Origin of the sequence: Salinimicrobium maris (assembly GCF_049680855.1) — a bacterium.
Lineage (GTDB): Bacteria > Bacteroidota > Bacteroidia > Flavobacteriales > Flavobacteriaceae > Salinimicrobium.
Window position 1 is genome coordinate 173,152 of record NZ_JBMPGS010000005.1, and the last position, 16,747, is coordinate 189,898.

12 protein-coding genes are annotated in these 16,747 nt (G+C 40.2%); 5 read left to right on the forward strand and 7 right to left on the reverse strand.

Annotated elements, in window-relative coordinates; all coding sequences use genetic code 11:
* Nucleotides 1-6: 6 nt before the first annotated feature.
* The 4 genes from ACOV1Q_RS14495 to ACOV1Q_RS14510 are packed head-to-tail and all read right to left on the reverse strand — an operon-like array spanning nt 7 to nt 4,097.
* Complete coding sequence (locus ACOV1Q_RS14495; RefSeq protein WP_424495112.1) at nt 7-696, reverse strand: YjjG family noncanonical pyrimidine nucleotidase; 690 nt, start codon at nt 694-696, stop codon at nt 7-9.
* The gene (locus tag ACOV1Q_RS14500) at nt 683-1,972 is read right to left on the reverse strand and encodes a polysaccharide deacetylase family protein (RefSeq protein ID WP_424495113.1); all 1,290 of its coding nucleotides are present in this window, start codon (nt 1,970-1,972) and stop codon (nt 683-685) included. Before ACOV1Q_RS14500 ends, ACOV1Q_RS14495 begins: the two co-directional genes overlap by 14 nt.
* Before the next feature lie 14 nt (nt 1,973-1,986).
* Nucleotides 1,987-2,688, reverse strand: coding sequence for a RadC family protein (gene radC / locus ACOV1Q_RS14505; RefSeq protein WP_424495114.1), 702 nt, complete (start codon nt 2,686-2,688; stop codon nt 1,987-1,989).
* A 53-nt stretch (nt 2,689-2,741) separates the two neighbouring features.
* A complete protein-coding gene (locus ACOV1Q_RS14510) occupies nt 2,742-4,097 on the reverse strand; it encodes a UDP-N-acetylmuramate--L-alanine ligase (protein WP_424495115.1) in 1,356 nt (451 codons plus the stop codon).
* Nucleotides 4,098-4,441: 344 nt separating this feature from the next.
* Between ACOV1Q_RS14510 and ACOV1Q_RS14515 the strand changes: the two genes are divergently transcribed.
* From ACOV1Q_RS14515 to ACOV1Q_RS14525, 3 genes are read left to right on the forward strand one after another with little or no spacing between them, the layout of a single operon-like run.
* Nucleotides 4,442-9,211 carry a T9SS type B sorting domain-containing protein gene (locus ACOV1Q_RS14515; protein WP_424495116.1) on the forward strand — a complete coding sequence of 1,590 codons (4,770 nt, stop codon included), beginning with the start codon at nt 4,442-4,444 and terminating at the stop codon, nt 9,209-9,211.
* Nucleotides 9,212-9,230: 19 nt separating this feature from the next.
* Nucleotides 9,231-10,172, forward strand: coding sequence for a PorP/SprF family type IX secretion system membrane protein (locus tag ACOV1Q_RS14520; protein WP_424495117.1), 942 nt, complete (start codon nt 9,231-9,233; stop codon nt 10,170-10,172).
* A 12-nt stretch (nt 10,173-10,184) separates the two neighbouring features.
* Nucleotides 10,185-11,879, forward strand: a complete 1,695-nt coding sequence (locus ACOV1Q_RS14525) for an OmpA family protein (RefSeq protein WP_424495118.1) — start codon at nt 10,185-10,187, stop codon at nt 11,877-11,879.
* Nucleotides 11,880-11,972: 93 nt separating this feature from the next.
* On the opposite strand, the gene ACOV1Q_RS14530 is transcribed toward ACOV1Q_RS14525, so the two are convergent.
* The 3 genes from ACOV1Q_RS14530 to ACOV1Q_RS14540 are packed head-to-tail and all read right to left on the reverse strand — an operon-like array spanning nt 11,973 to nt 14,709.
* Nucleotides 11,973-12,494 carry a DUF4136 domain-containing protein gene (locus ACOV1Q_RS14530; RefSeq protein WP_424495119.1) on the reverse strand — a complete coding sequence of 174 codons (522 nt, stop codon included), beginning with the start codon at nt 12,492-12,494 and terminating at the stop codon, nt 11,973-11,975.
* Nucleotides 12,495-12,545: 51 nt separating this feature from the next.
* Nucleotides 12,546-13,559 (reverse strand): GTPase ObgE, encoded by a 1,014-nt coding sequence (gene obgE, locus ACOV1Q_RS14535; protein ID WP_424495120.1) that lies wholly within the window; start codon nt 13,557-13,559, stop codon nt 12,546-12,548.
* A 37-nt stretch (nt 13,560-13,596) separates the two neighbouring features.
* Nucleotides 13,597-14,709, reverse strand: a complete 1,113-nt coding sequence (locus ACOV1Q_RS14540; RefSeq protein WP_424495121.1) for an adenylate kinase — start codon at nt 14,707-14,709, stop codon at nt 13,597-13,599.
* Between the two features lie 130 nt (nt 14,710-14,839).
* Between ACOV1Q_RS14540 and ACOV1Q_RS14545 the strand changes: the two genes are divergently transcribed.
* The gene (locus tag ACOV1Q_RS14545) at nt 14,840-15,997 is read left to right on the forward strand and encodes a 5-(carboxyamino)imidazole ribonucleotide synthase (protein WP_424495122.1); all 1,158 of its coding nucleotides are present in this window, start codon (nt 14,840-14,842) and stop codon (nt 15,995-15,997) included.
* A gap of 52 nt (nt 15,998-16,049) precedes the next feature.
* The gene (gene purE, locus ACOV1Q_RS14550; protein WP_424495123.1) at nt 16,050-16,535 is read left to right on the forward strand and encodes a 5-(carboxyamino)imidazole ribonucleotide mutase; all 486 of its coding nucleotides are present in this window, start codon (nt 16,050-16,052) and stop codon (nt 16,533-16,535) included.
* Nucleotides 16,536-16,747 lie beyond the last annotated feature (212 nt).

The following is a 16,747-nucleotide window of genomic DNA, read 5'->3' on the forward strand; positions in this document are numbered from 1 at the left end:
TTATTGCTATAAAAAAGCAGCTATTTCTTTCATTTTCAACACCTGCAGGCATTCGGGCGAAAATTCTTTTTTATAATAGTTATAAAGGATAGCTCGCATTCCCACTTTTTGAGCACCCACAACATCTGCTTCAAAATTGTCACCAATCATTAAGCTTGATGTCACCATCGCACCCGCACTTTCCAGGGCCTTTTCAAAAATAAGCCTGTGTGGTTTCTTTACCCCGGCATCTTCGGAAGTTGTAACAGTATCAAAAAATGGCATTATTTGAGAGTTTTCCAGTTTCTTATACTGTACTTCCCTAAAACCGTTGGTAATGATGTGTAGTTTATACCTGGGTGCTAAATATTCCAGTAATTCCACCGCACCTTCAAGTAAGATATTATTCTGCGGAAGGTGATCAATGTAGTCTATGGCTAGAATATCAATTTGCTCTTTAGTAAGATCTATTTCCAAACTATCAAAACTTTCCCGCAGCCTGCCATAGCGTAAATCTTGTTGTGAGACTTTGTCCTGCCTGTAAAGCTTCCAGTAGTTTTCATTAATAGGAGCATAGACTTCCATAAATCTATCTATTTCTACCTTTATTTTGTTCTTCTGAAAAATAGAATTAAAAGCCAGTCCAGAATTCTTGTCAAAATCCCAAAGTGTATGATCAAGGTCAAAAAAGATGTGCTCTATATTATTTAATTTCATTAACGATTTTTAAAATTTCATAATTCCTTTTCGCATTTGAATATTCAGAAAAATCTGCATTTGAATATAAGGTAATGAGATTTCCTTTTACCTGTTTCACCTGGCGTTTCAGCTCCAAAATCCGGTTTTTTGCTTCGGCTTCTTTAAGTCCTTCCAGTGCCTGGATACTCACGGCATAAGGATGTACCATCAATGGAGTGGTCACTTCAAAATTTATGTCATAAAAAAGAAAGGGTGTACAGGTTCCAGCGCGAAAACCCAAAGCCTCGGGATATCCCATTGAGAAATCGTTTTTTATCTCCAGTTCGGCCATGTTGTTATAGGTATCTGGTAACAGCAAATTATACCTGCTATTCAATCCGCTTTCTACATTTCGTTTAAGAATCGCTTCCAAACGCACTTTTTCAGTCCTAAGGGTTTTCATCTTTTGGTTAGCGTGAAATCCTATTTGCAGGCCTACTTCAGCATAATCTGCTACAGATTTTATCAAACTTTGAAACTCCAGCCTGTTGTAATTAACATTTCTGTCATGAGTAGAAAAATCACTTACCTGAAACATAAATTTCAGGGAGATCTTATATTTTTTCAGGAATTTAATGATACTTCCGTAGTTATCATAAGGATCCTTTTTAAAGTTGAGCATTACCTGCAACCTGTCAACCACATACTTGATCTTAAACTGCAACAGGTCAACCATAAAGCCTACCACCGCCCTTACAATGCCCTTTTTCCTGAAACAAAATGCTTCTGTGACAGAAATAATATTGAGGCTGCAGAATTGTCTTTCCTTAAAATCATTCTGCGGAAACTTCGCATACAAAATTTCCCGAAACTTGTATGCCCAAATATCAATTATAGGCAAATGAAGAAAATGCTCCTGAAATGCCAGACTTTCGGCCGCGGGAAACCTGCCTACTTCATCTTTTACATGAGGAGAATATTCTTCATATCTTGTAAGTAGGTAAAAGGAAGCCGCAAAAATATCAAAGGGAATACTGCTATTCTCTGAAACCGAAAAAAAGCAGGGAGTTCCCTCCCAGTCCTGTACTTTCACTTCCACATCTGCAAAGCCCTGCTCTAACAGCAGGTCAACATTCTGGATGAAAATCTCATTCCCCAAAGCTTGCTTTCCATAAGATATCTTCATGCCCTCATGAGCTATGAACTCTTCAATTTTTGAAGTAAAACTCACAGGAATGCCCAATATCCCCGTGCAAATATGCTTAAAGGAATAAGTTATTCTGGGTGTTTCCTTTTGGATGTAGATTAGAAGCATAACTGCAGCATAATTTATAGCAAACCTTCATCGGCAAAGCTAAAATAAGATTTCTCGGTCACAATGATATGATCCAGTATCTTTATGTCGAGACTTTCCCCTGCAGTCTTTAGTTTTTGGGTTAGTTGCTTATCGGCACTACTGGGATTCAAATTTCCGGAAGGATGATTATGACTTAAAATAATAGAAGTAGCTCCCAGCTCCAGTGCTTTTTTGAGCGCAAGCCTCACATCTACCAGTGTACCGGTGATCCCTCCTTTACTAAGCTGAAGCTGATCAATTACTTTATTGGAATTGTTCAAATAAATGATCCAGAATTCTTCGTGAGGCAACTCACCAATTATGGGTTGCATCAATTCAAAAACAGAAGCACTGGAAGATATCTTTTTCTTTTCTAGAGCTTCCTCTGCCCGCCTTCTCCTGCCCAGTTCAAGTGCCGCCATGATAGTAATTGCCTTTGCCTCTCCTATCCCCTTGTGCACCGTTAATTGGCCTACAGAAAGTTTACCTAATTCAGATAAACTATTCCCTGCTGAAGCTAGTACTTTTTTGCAAAGTTCTACAGCGCTTTCATTTCTGCTCCCACTTCCAATTAATATTGCCAGCAACTCGGCGTCACTCAAAGACATTTTTCCTTTTTGAAGAAGTTTTTCTCTTGGACGATCATCTTCTGCCCAATTTTTTATAGTAAAAGGAATACGTTGTTCTGAAGCCATTGTTTTTATTTGGCTAAAGATAAGAAAATGAATATTTTATTATCCAAAAATGCCTATTTCACCCAGCTTTTTATTTCCTCAAAATTGAGACCTCCATAATTCCCGCTACTCATTAAAAGTACCACGGAATTTGAGAAATCTAGATTCCGAAGGTAGTCTTTAAAGCTTTCCGGATTTGTAAAAAGTGTGAGATCTTCCTTTTGAAATGCTTCAGAAATATCCTCTTTTGATATAGCTTGCAGCTGTTTAATTTCTACAGCCTCTGGGGAGTAAAATACTACAGGAACATCGGCATTATCAAGCGCATTGCGATATTGATCAAGAAATTTTTTATTGAGACTACTGTAGGTGTGTAACTCAAGGCAGGCAATGAGTTTTTTATCGGGATATTGTTCCTTCACAGCATTGGTACTGGCCGAAACCTTAGAAGGACTGTGCGCAAAATCTTTAAAAACTATGAAATCATTCTTCTCAATCACCTTTTCCAACCTTTTTGACGCTCCGGAAAAATTTGCAATGGCCTCATAGAAATCATCCTCATCTATCCCCATGTATTGACATATCCATTTTGCTCCTGCAAGATTACTTAAATTGTGTCTTCCAAAGATTTCAACAGGCATATCACCCTCTGGGGTCTCCAAAAGGGTAACTCCCTGCTCGATCTTGTAAAATGGTGTTTTGTAAGGGTGTTTCCGAATGGTATTTGTTGTTTCATTTGCAATCTTCTTCAGCTCGTTATCCTCTTCATTATATACCAGGATACCTCCTTTTACTATAGAATCTACAAATATTCTAAATTGCTCTACATAAGTATCATAAGTAGGAAAGACATTGATATGATCCCATGCCACTCCGCTGAGTAAAGCAATATTAGGTTTATACAAATGGAATTTTGGTCTTCGATCTAAGGGAGAAGAAAGATACTCATCTCCCTCTAATAGGATAAAGTCATTCTTTTCAGTAAGGTGCACCATGGTATCAAACCCTTCAAGTTGTGCTCCTACCATATAATCAACTTCCTTATGATGATATTGAAGCACGTGTAAAATCATAGAAGTAATCGTGGTTTTTCCATGGGAGCCTCCAATAACTACTCTCGTCTTATGCTTGGACTGCTCATAAATGAACTCCGGATAAGAAAAAACCTGAATGCCTAATTCTATAGCCTTCAAAAGTTCTGGATTGTCTGCTTTGGCGTGCATTCCAACAATTACAGCGTCTAGACCGGAAGAGATCTTTTCGGGGAACCATCCAAATTCACCGGGAAGCAGACCATACCTGGCTAATCTTGATTTTGAAGGTTCATGAATGACGTCGTCACTTCCAGAAATTTCATATCCTTTCTGATGTAAAGCAAGTGCCAGATTATGCATAGCACTACCGCCAATGGCGATAAAGTGTAATTTCATGAAAAAAATTTTAGGCAAAGATAGTTCCAATCGCGTAAAGCACAAGAATGAATAAGTTGTATTTAATCAGCATTTCCATACCACGTTTCAGATTTTCATAGGAAAGAAGGTAAAGCTGGAAAAAAGTAGTGTCTGAAAATGTAAAAAAATTCCTAATAAGATAATGTTTACGAAAAAATTGTACATTTATCCCCCCTACACACAAAGACATAGCAGCACTGAACAAGCTGATAATTAAACCTTCGGGTTAACAAGAGATTAGGATATTTTTTTTAATCTTTGTCGAAATTTTTAACCATTTAAACATCATAAACACAATCGATTTAATTTAACACTTAGAGCCTATGCGAATTTTTACTCTGGGCAAGAATGGAATACCTCTATTCTTTTTTGCCTTAATTTTATTGAGCGGTGCTCACTCCTATGGACAGCAAGTAGATAGCTGTGGAGTGACAGACCAAAATACAGAAGCTACTGGCAATCAGCAGTATTTCTGTGACAGCCAGGAAGCTGAATTGAATAACCTCCTGATACAAGGAGCAGACATCACTTTTTACAGCGATGCCGGTTATTCAAATGAACTTGACGCCACCACTTTATTAATCGGCGGAACCACCTATTACATTGACGTTGATGGATGTGAATCTTCCGTTACTGTAACTATCTTCAACCAACCACAAATACTTGGCGTAGAAGAAGATGCATTAACAAGAAGACCAGAAGCAAATACAAAACAGTCCCTCGGGACTTTAGATATTTGCGTTGCCGACGTTGAAAATCCAAACATTTTTGTTTCAGACCTAAGGACAAATGCTCCTGAAGGCTCTGTACAATGGTACCGTAGCGCTACTGCAACAGGAACTCCTCAACCTATTGCCAATCCTTCATCTGAAGAATTAGAAGACGGAGTTTATTATTATGCAGCACGAGTTTACGAAGACCCAGTGGACTCGCAATTAAACTGTACTACCAATAGAAGTAGAACAAGAGTCCTTTTAACTGAAGTGGAAGCACCGGCAGCGGACGCTGAGCAGGAGTTTTGCACTAGTGATGAACCAACCCTGGCAGATATTGTAGCTGAAGGAAATAACAGGTATTATGCTACTGCCACTTCACAAGTAGAACTAAGCCAAAATACGCTACTTGAAGATGGTGAAACTTACTTTGTTTCAAACGTAGGAGTAAGCTGTGAAAGTTCCGCAAGAACTGCAGTGACTGTAGAGCTTCAGGAAGTTGAAGCAGGAGAGCAAGTTGGAGATGGCATCTACTGTCAGTCTGAAATTGACACTAGATTAGCAGACACTTCCCCACAGCAACTGGTACGAGAGCTATTCACTGAACAGCTTGAGACAAACGTTCCCACGGATGGAACTTTTGCGGGTTTAACTATAAATGAAGTTATTTCACAGTATCAAAATGGAGTTAGAAGTTTTACAACAACCTACACTATCTCCAGTGATTTGGGATGTGAGGACAGTGTAGAATTATCTTTTACCATCCAGGAAGATTTTTATGCCGGAGATGATAACATAGGTACAATTTTATGTCGTTCAGAGTTACCTGATACACTAACCGAGGAGACTGCCAGGAACTTTTTCCTAAGCTTGATAAGTGAAGATGCTGACGTTGGAGGCTCATTCACGGATGAAACCATTGCCGATATTGTAACCCAATTCAACAGTGGAGACGGGATAGGTACTTATACCACAATGTATAGTGGTGGTGAAGGTGAATGTGGAGATTCTGCGGAAATTTCTGTCACTGTTCAGCCCAGTCCTGAACCCGTAGATGATATCTCTGCTCAAGTTTGCACATCTGAATTTGAGGGAATGTCAGATTTTGAAGCCGCACAGTATTTCCTTAATCAACTGGGAATAGATCCAGAAGATTTCTCTGACGAAGGGTTTGACCAGGAGGAATTACAACAATTAATTGCAAGCTTTGATCCCGAAGATCCTGCTGGCGTATATTCGATTACCTATACTCAGGGCACAGGAGAATGTATAGACATAGCGACATTCACTCTTACTATAGATGAGCCTACAGGTGAAGTTAGTGATAATTCTGCAACAATATGTAATGCTGATGTACCTGTGCTTTTTGAACAGGTTCCGGCAGATGTTCGTGAGTATTTTATTGCACTTGCAGGAGAAAATGCACCAACCAATGGTACTTTTGAACCTTCAATCGAATCTTTAGTTGCCCAGTATGGTCAAAATAATCTAGGGGATTTCCGAACCGTTTATACAGTTGGTGAAGGTACTGCTTGTGAAGATTCAGCAGAACTGATTGTAACTATAACTAATGAACTACCTGCAGACGCAGGAGATGACAAAAATTTAACATTTTGCACCTCCGAAGAAACACAAGATCTTGCTGAATTTTTAACTGCTAACGCAAATGATGATGGCACCTTTACAGGTGATCTTGACCAAATCTTCGATCCTGCAACAGTAGAACCTGGAACTTATAATGTTACTTACACAGTAGATGATACTTCCGCATGTGTTACTGAGGGAGATATTGATACTGCTACATTTACAATCACTATAATTGAAAGTGAAACTTCTGTTGCAGACAATGCAACCACAATATGTAATGCTGAAGTACCTGTACTCTTTGACCAGGTTCCGGAAGATGTGCGTGAGTATTTTATTGCACTTGCAGGTGAAAACGCACCAACCAATGGTACTTTCGAGCCTACCATTGAATCTTTGGTAGCACAGTATGGACAAAATAATCTGGGAGAATTCCGAACTGTATACACAGTTGGTGAAGGTACTGCTTGTGAAGATTCAGCAGAATTGATTGTAACTATAACTGACGAAGAAAGCGAAGCAATTGTTGAAGAAATTGCCGATCTCTCTACTTGTACTGAAGGTGAAACAATCACCTTAAGCACTTTATTAGTTGGAGATACTACTACAGGGGGAATTTTCACTGTAGATGGAACAACAGCTACAGCTTTTGACCCTTCTATAGGAGTAGGTACTTATGAAGTTACTTACACTGTAAATGGTGATGATTTGGCATGTATAACTGGAACTGCCTCTACTACTTTCGAAATAGAAGTAACAGATGAAGAAAGTCCAGCAGTTGTTGAAGAAATTGCTGATCTCACTACTTGTACTGAAGGTGAAACAATCACCTTAAGTACTCTATTAGTTGGAGATACTACTACAGGGGGAATTTTCACTGTAGATGGAACAACAGCTACAGCTTTCGACCCTTCTATAGGAGTAGGTACTTATGAGGTTACTTACACTGTAAATGGTGATGATTTGGCATGTATAACTGGAACTGCCTCTACCACTTTTGAAATAGAAGTAACAGATGAAGACAGTCCAGCAGTTGTTGAAGAAATTGCCGGTCTCTCTACTTGTACTGAAGGTGAAACAATCACCTTAAGCACTTTATTAGTTGGAGATACTACTACAGGGGGAACTTTCACTGTAGATGGAACAACAGCTACAGCTTTCGACCCTTCTATAGGAGTAGGTACTTATGAGGTTACTTACACTGTAAATGGTGATGATTTGGCATGTATAACTGGAACTGCCTCTACTACTTTCGAAATAGAAGTAACAGATGAAGAAAGCCCAGCAGTTGTTGAAGAAATTGCTGATCTCACTACTTGTACTGAAGATGAAACAATCACCTTAAGCACTCTATTAGTTGGAGATACTACTACAGGGGGAACTTTCACTGTAGATGGAACAACAGCTACAGCTTTCGACCCTTCTATAGGAGTAGGTACTTATGAAGTTACTTACACTGTAATTGGTGATGATTTGGCATGTATAACTGGAACTGCCTCTACCACTTTTGAAATAGAAGTAATAGAAGGCGTTGACGCCGGTGCAGATAATTCAACAGAAATCTGCCAGTCCGAAATTGGCGAAATGCTTCCAAATGTTGGAAGTGTTAGAGAGTTATATCTAAGTCTTTTAGAAGATGGAGTTTCTACAGAAGGAACTTTTAATCCGACAATTCAGGCGTTGGCAGATCGTTACAACAGCGGAGATCAATTTGGAGATTTTACAACTACCTACACAGTTACAGCAGGTGCTTGTGAAGATTCTGTAGAACTTACGGTAACCGTACAGGAAGGTATTGCACCAAACGCCGGTGCAGACGTTGATCTGGCATTCTGTTCTACTGATGGACCACAGGATCTATATGAATTCTTAGCTGAAGGAGCAAGTGCCGAAGGTACTTTTGCTGATCTGGAAGATGGAATTTTTGACCCTTCTACAATGGAAGCCGGAGAGTACACTTATGAGTACTCAGTTACAACAACAGGAGAATGTGGTGGTACAGATACTGCTACCCTTACAATAACTGTTACAGATGCTCCAGTGGCTCCCGAAGTTGAAGACGCTGTGTTCTGTGTATCTCAAGGTGCTACCGTTGCAGATCTTGATGCCGGTGCAAACCTAATGTGGTATACAGACGAAGCATTGGAAAACCCTGCTTTAGCTGAAGATGTATTGGTAGAGGGACCATATTATGTTACTCAAACCAACGAAGGTGGCTGTGAATCTGTTGCAACAACTATAACAGTGACTCTTGATGACACTGCAGCTCCAACTCTTGCTCAAGGTGGAAATATTTTCTGTGAATTTGACAATCCTACGATTGCAGATCTTGAAAACAACATCGTTGAAGGCGGAGACATTAACTGGTACGATGCTGCCACTGGTGGGGAATTATTAAGTACATCTAATCTACTAGAGAATGGTATGACTTACTATGCTTCACTTACTGATGCTACATCAACTTGCGAAAGCTCAACAAGACTTGCAGTAACAGTTACTCTTGAAGCTTGTGAACTTGTTATTCCAGAAGCATTTTCTCCTAACAGTGATGGAATCAACGACAGATTTGAAGTTGAAAATCTTGCTGGCGAATATCCAAATTACAACATGGAGATATTTAACAGATGGGGTAATAAAGTATTTACTGGAAACTCCTCTAATCCATCATGGGATGGTACTTCCGATGACGGTTCTTTGGGAGACGGTGTTTTACCGGCAGGAGTTTACTTCTACATCCTGAACTTTAACGACGGACAAACAGCACCTATCCAGGGTAGAGTGTATTTAAGCAGATAATTAGAAACATCCGAAACACATGAGAAATTCATATATTAAACTTTTAACTATTGTAAGCATTGCCCTTTTTTCTATAAAGGGTAATGCTCAACAAGATCCAATGTATACCCAATACATGTACAACATGAGCGTTATAAACCCCGCTTATGCTATAGATGATATGGGAATGCTAAATGTTGGGGGGATCTACAGGAATCAGTGGGCAGGTATGGAAGGAGCACCGGAAACGGCAACCTTCTTCGCTCACACTCCTTTATCCAACAGACTTGAAGCAGGAATATCTGTTGTACACGACGAGATAGGCGATATTGTAAAGGAGAACAATCTTTATGCAGATGTTGCTTATGTTCTTCCTGTATCAGAAAGCACCAAACTATCCTTTGGGGTAAAGGCGGGTGTTACATTCTTTGATGCCGATCTTACTGCTCTTGAAACTGGTAATGACATGGTTGACCCTGCTTTGCAGAACATCAGCGAAGCATTTCCTAACTTTGGTGTGGGTACCTACTTATTTGGAGAAAACTACTATGTTGGTTTATCTGCTCCAAACCTTTTTACAGCTAAGCACCTTGAAAATGAAACAGGATTAGCGCGTCTTGGAGAGGAAAACATCCACTACTTCTTAACCGGTGGTTATGTATTCGATCTAAACCCAAGCCTTAAATTCAAACCTGCTTTTATGATGAGAGGGGTAGAAGGAGCACCATTATCTGTAGATCTTACTGCAAACTTCCTTCTTTATAATCGTTTTGAAGCCGGTATCGCATACCGCCTGGACGATACTGTAAGCGGATTGGTAAACTTCAGAGTGACTCCTGAACTTAGAATAGGATACGCTTATGATTACACTACAGGAAACCTTGGAGATTACAACGATGGGACTCATGAGATCATGGTATTATTTGATCTTGACCTACTTGGACTATCCAAAGGTTACAACGTATCACCCCGATTCTTCTAAAAAACAAGAAATATGAAAAACTTATATACAACAATTTTAACCATACTTATTGTAGGGGTATCGGGATTCGCACAGAATGCCAATATCAAGAAAGCCGACAAGCTTTTCCTTAAAAGGGCCTACATTGATGCTGCGCAGGAGTACCGCCAAGCGGCAGATAAGACCCAGCACATCCTTCAGAATCTTGGTGACGCTTATTTTTACACCAATCAAATGGATGATGCAGCAAAGACTTACCGTCTTCTTTTTCTAAGACACGAAGGTGAAGTTGAGCCGGTTTATAAATTCAGATTTTCTCATGCCCTAAGAGCTATGGGAGAAAATGAAGAAGCAGCCGAATATCTTTCTGATTATTTAGGAAAAGAAGTTGATTTTGAAGAGTGGGAAAATCAGTTGGACACAACAGTAGCTCACACTTATACTACAAACCAGGTGATGCAGAATGCTGCATCATCAGACTTCGGTATTTCATTTATGGGAGACCGCGTAGTATTTGCTTCTACAAGAAACCAGGACAGACCAATTTATTTATGGAACAAAAAGCCATATTTAGATCTTTATGTAGCCGATATTTCTGAAGATGGTACTTTGAGCAACGTTTCTCTTTTTGGAGATGAAATCAATACCGATACTCACGAAAGTTCTGCTGCCTTTTCTGAAGATGGTCAGGTAATGTTCTTTGACCGTACAAATGACCGAAGAGTTAAAACCGACTGGTCTGAAGTGCCTGTGGCAACTATTAGTATATACCGTGCCGAAATGGTAGATGGTGAGTGGGATAACATTGAAGCACTTCCTTTTGCAAGCGATCAGTACTCTATTGAACACCCAACTCTTAGTCAGGATGGAACGAAGCTTTACTTTGCCAGTGATATGCCTGGATCTTTGGGATCATTCGATATCTACAGTGTAGATGTTAATGCAGACGGTACCTTTGGAGAACCGGTTAACCTTGGTCCAAACGTAAACACTCCCGAAAGAGAGCAGTTCCCTTACATTTCTAACGACGGAGTTTTATACTTTGCTTCCAACGGCCGTCTAGGTTTTGGAAATCTTGATATCTACCGAAGTGAAATGGAGAATGGAACTTTTTCAGAAGCAGAAAACCTTGGAAACTCTCTTAACAGTGAATTCGATGATTTCGCTTTTGTATTAAAAGAAGGAGAAGCTGAAGAAAAAGGATACCTTGCTTCTAACAGAAGAGGCTCTGACAATCTTTATGCATTCACCCGCACAGAATATGAAAAGCCGGTATTGCCGAGCGAAATCAGCGAAATAAATCCTGAAACCGGAAGAAGACAGATCGCGAACGTAGGAAACATTTACTTTGATTTTGATAAAGCGACTATCAAGCCAGAATCTGAGCCAACACTTAACCGTGTTGCAGAGATCATGAAGAATTATCCAATGCTTAATATCGAAATTGGATCTCACGCAGATGCACGAGGACCTGACCAGTACAACATGGATCTTTCTCAAAGACGTGCAGAATCTACTCTTGAGTATCTTGTATCTCAAGGAATCAGCAGAAATAGATTGATGCCTAAAGGATATGGTGAAGAAGTACCGTTAAATGATTGTACTCAACCAACAGGTTGTACAAACGAGCAGTATGCAAAAAACCGTAGAAGTGAGTTCACAGAAGTAGGTAGCGACAATCCTTACTTCCAGGACAAACCTGAAGCGCAACAAGAAGATAACAATTAATCATCTTCACTAACCAACCAATTGAAAAGGCTCCGAAACATCGGAGCCTTTTTTATTGCTGTATATTCGAAAATGGCATTTTGATAATAATTTTTAATCTTCGGGAGGATAACCTTCCAAAGCTTTTTTAACGATCTTCTGAAAACGTTCCTGTCTTTCTTCCGGCGAAGCATCAGGGTCAAATTTAGCCTCCACAACTGCCTGCCAAACCAGTGCATCCTCTTCTACATCAATAAAATCAAAGGTGAGCTTCAGAAAAGTCTTTGGACCACCCAATGGAATACCTCCGGAAACACCCACCCCCACATTTCTACCGGTGCCGCCTATTCCAACTCCTAAACTGTTTCGGCTTTGTTCCTGAAACTGTTCTGTAGCTATATTAATATAGAGTTGCGGAGAAGAAACCTCGGAAAAACCCCTTTTTTGAAGCGTTTCTTGAAGAGCCCTTACCAGTCGGTCTTCATCAAGCTGACTTAGATTGGTCTGGAAATCTGGAAATAATTTATAAGTAGAATACTGCTTGAAATTTACCTGCTGGTCATAATCATACACTACACGTGGCGCATTACAGGCCGCAAAAAGGAGCAAAAAGAAAAGAGCTTTTAGAAGTCGCATCGGTTTTTCTATGAAAAGCAGCAAAAACCATCCCGATTTTAACTCAATACCTTAAACCTCTTCAGCTTCAATATTGAGCATTTCCCAAAGTCTATCTTTGAGCTGCGTTAAACCCTGTTGCGCAACAGAAGAGATGAACATAAATGGAGTATCCAGGTTCTTGTCCAGTTCCTCTTTTAGCTCGTTTTTCAATTCTTCATCCAGCATGTCACTTTTGGAGATCGCAATAAGCCTGTCTTTATCCAGCATTTCTGGATTATATCGTCGAAGTTCGTCCAGCAAAATTTCATACTGCTCCACGATGTCTGCAGCATCTGCAGGGATCAAAAATAATAAAGTAGAATTTCGTTCTATGTGACGCAAAAAGCGGTGGCCTATCCCCTTCCCTTCGGCAGCTCCTTCTATAATCCCGGGTATGTCGGCAACAACAAAGGTCTTGAAATCCCTGTACTGTACAATTCCCAGGTTGGGCTTTAGTGTGGTGAATTCATAATCTGCGATCTTAGGCTTGGCAGCAGTAATTACTGACAGTAAAGTGGATTTCCCTGCATTTGGAAAACCTACCAGGCCCACATCTGCAAGAATCTTTAGCTCCAGGGTGATATCCTGCTCTTCCCCGGGAATTCCCGGTTGCGCATAGCGCGGCGTTTGATTTGTAGAAGATTTGAAATGCCAGTTCCCCTGGCCTCCTTTCCCACCTTCAGCAATTACAATCTCCTGGCCGTCTTCCGTTATTTCATGCAGGATCTTCTGGGTTTCCGTCTCGCGAATCACAGTTCCCAAAGGGACTTCAATATACTGATCTTCCCCATCACCGCCTGTGCTTCGCTGCTTCCCACCATGTTCTCCATGTCCGGCTTTGATGTGCCTCTTGAATTTTAGATGAAACAAGGTCCAGAGGTTTTTATTGCCACGCAAAATTACGTGTCCGCCACGCCCACCGTCACCACCATCGGGTCCTCCTTTGGCGATATATTTTTCACGGTGCAGGTGCGCAGATCCTTTTCCGCCGTTTCCGGAGGAAATGTGAATTTTTACGTAGTCAACAAAATTCCCTTCTGTCATGCTCTTCTTCTTTTTCTAAAAATTTTCAGCAAAAATGCTATTTTTTGATCTTATCTATTACTTCGCTCAATCGCTCGGTGATTTCGGTAATGGTTCCCTCACCATCAACGCCGAAATATTTATCCTGTTTTAGGTAAAACTGCTTCAAAATAGCGGTTTCTTCATAATACACCCTAATTCGCTTCCTAATAACTTCTTCATTTGCATCATCTGGTCTCCCTGAAGTTTTTCCTCTTTCTAACAGTCGCTGCACCAACACCTCATCATCTACTTCAAGAGCAACCATAGCGCTTACTTCGGTATCGTGTTCCTGTAACAGTTCTGCTAAAGCTTCTGCCTGGGCAACAGTTCTTGGAAAACCGTCAAAGATGAAACCTTTTCCGTTTATATCTTTTTCAACCTCGGCGCGTAACATATTAATTGTCACCTCATCTGGCACCAACTGACCTTTATCCATATAGGATTTTGCCAAAGTACCAAGTTCTGTGGCATTTTTGATGTTATACCTAAACACATCACCTGTCGAGATATGCTTTAGTTCATATTTATCCTTCAGAATGGTTGCCTGTGTTCCTTTCCCGGCACCAGGAGGGCCGAATAACACCAAGTTTGTCATGTTGCTTTCTTTAAGTTTATATACTTGCCTAAGGTTTCTTCCTAATCCGTCGTAATCCAATCCGTAGCCTACAATAAAATCATTTGGAATTTCTATTCCCACATAATCTATTGACAGAGGCTTTTTATAAGCCTCCGGTTTATAGAAAAGGGTAACAATTTTTGACTTTTTTACTTTTTCAGCTTTTAAGATCCTGTCAATGCTTTCCAGCGTATTCCCGGTATCCACAATGTCTTCAATGACAATTACCGTTCTGCCTTCTAGGGGCTGCGTAAGTCCTAATAAGGTATCCACATTTCCTGTGGTTCCGGTTCCTTCATACGAGCTCAACTTGACAAAATTTACCTCACAATCTCCTTCAAATCTTTTGATAAGTTCAGCAGCGAAGAGAAAAGCACCGTTTAAAATACCTAAAAAAACAGGTTTTTCATCCCTGTATTCTTCATTGATCTTTTGCGCCAGCTCTTCTATAGCCGATGTGATCTCGGTTTCAGAAATAAATGGAGTAAATTTTAAATCGTGTAGTTGCACCAAAACAGAATTATTTTTTGGGAAACAAAGATACGTATTCCATTCAAACTCACCGGGTCAAAAAAAGCACATTTCCCGCGGATTATTTCTGCTTTTAAATCTTAATAAATTATTTTTGCTAAAACCTGAATTTATGACCAACTATTTCTCTTCTGAATTTAAACTGGGCATCCTTGGTGGCGGCCAGTTGGGGAAAATGATGCTTTATGAAACCCGAAAGTTTGACATCCACACACTTGTGCTGGACCCCAGTAGTGAAGCACCCGCAAGAATGGCCTGCAACAGTTTTGAAGAGGGAGATTTAATGGATTTTGATACCGTGGTCAACTTCGGAAGAAAAGCAGATGTGCTCACATTCGAAATTGAGGCGGTAAACGTTGAAGCACTCGAACAACTTCAGACGGAAGGAATAAAAGTCTTTCCTGCTCCTGAAACCTTGAGAAAAATCCAGGATAAAGGCGTACAAAAGGAATTTTACCTCAAAAATGACATTCCAACAGCAAGTTTTCAAAGATTCCAATCCAAAACCGAATTAACCTCCGCTATCGAAAAAGGGTATTTAAGTTTGCCTTTTGTATGGAAAGCAACTACCGGCGGTTATGATGGAAAAGGTGTTGCCGTCATAAAAAAAATGGAGGCTTTAAATGCCATTTCTGACACTCCATGTATTGCCGAGGATCTTATCCCGTTTAAAAATGAACTGGCGGTGATCGTTGCACGGAATCCTTCGGGCGAAGTGAAAACGTACCCTGTGGTTGAAATGGAATTTCATCCGGAAGCTAACCAGGTAGAATATGTGATTTGTCCGGCAAGAATAGATCCTTCAGTAGCCGAAAAAGCCAGGGCTTTGGCGAAAAAAGTTTCTGAAGCATTTGAACATGTGGGGCTTCTGGCTGTAGAAATGTTCCAGACAAGAGATGATGAAGTGCTGGTGAACGAAGTTGCTCCAAGGCCTCACAACAGTGGGCATTATTCCATTGAAGCCAGTTACACAAATCAGTTTGAACAACACATAAGAGCCATTCTCGATTTGCCGCTGGGGGACACAGGTAGCAAGGTTGGCGGAGTAATGGTAAACCTGGTGGGCGATGAAAATTACACGGGAAATGTGATTTACGAGAACATTTCAAAAATAATGGGCATGAAAGCCGTCACGCCACACATCTACGGAAAAAAAGTAACCCGTCCCTTTAGAAAAATGGGGCACGTCACGATCGTAAATGAAGATTTGGCCGAAGCGCGCAAGATTGCGGAAGAAGTAAAAGATTCCATTAGAGTCATTAGCGAATAAGCACTTCGAAAACAAACGAGTACATAAAATCTGAACATTATAATTTTGATATATGAGCAAAGTAGGAGTCATCATGGGAAGCACGAGCGACCTTCCGGTTATGCAGGAAGCGATTGATATTCTCAAAGAATTTGATATTGAAGCAGAACTTGATATTGTTTCTGCTCACCGCACGCCAGATAAACTTTTCGACTACGGAAAAAACGCGCATTCCCGCGGAATCCAGGTGATCATCGCTGGGGCCGGCGGTGCAGCGCATCTACCGGGAATGATTGCTTCACTTTCTCCTCTTCCCGTCATTGGGGTTCCGGTGAAATCACGAAATTCTATTGATGGTTGGGATTCTGTTCTTTCCATTTTACAAATGCCGGGTGGTGTTCCTGTTGCGACTGTAGCTTTAGACGGCGCCAAGAATGCAGGAATCCTGGCTGCACAAATCCTTGGTGCTTCCAATAAAAATATTCAAAACAAAATCATTGCATATAAGGAAGGACTTAAGAAAAAAGTCATTGAAGGTGCAAGCAATCTGAAAAAGTAAAAGCCACGCGATTGCGTGGCTTTCTCCTGTAGCTGTTTATCTGTTTAATACTATTTATTAACCATTCTAAATATATTAATCAAAACCTAAAGCTACATTTCGTGTCTCTTATTCTTAACTCAAGAAGATGTAAAGATACAATTTCTTTCATATATTATCGAGGAAGTGCGTCAAAAATCCGATAAGCTTCACAATTTTTAATTTAAAAACTT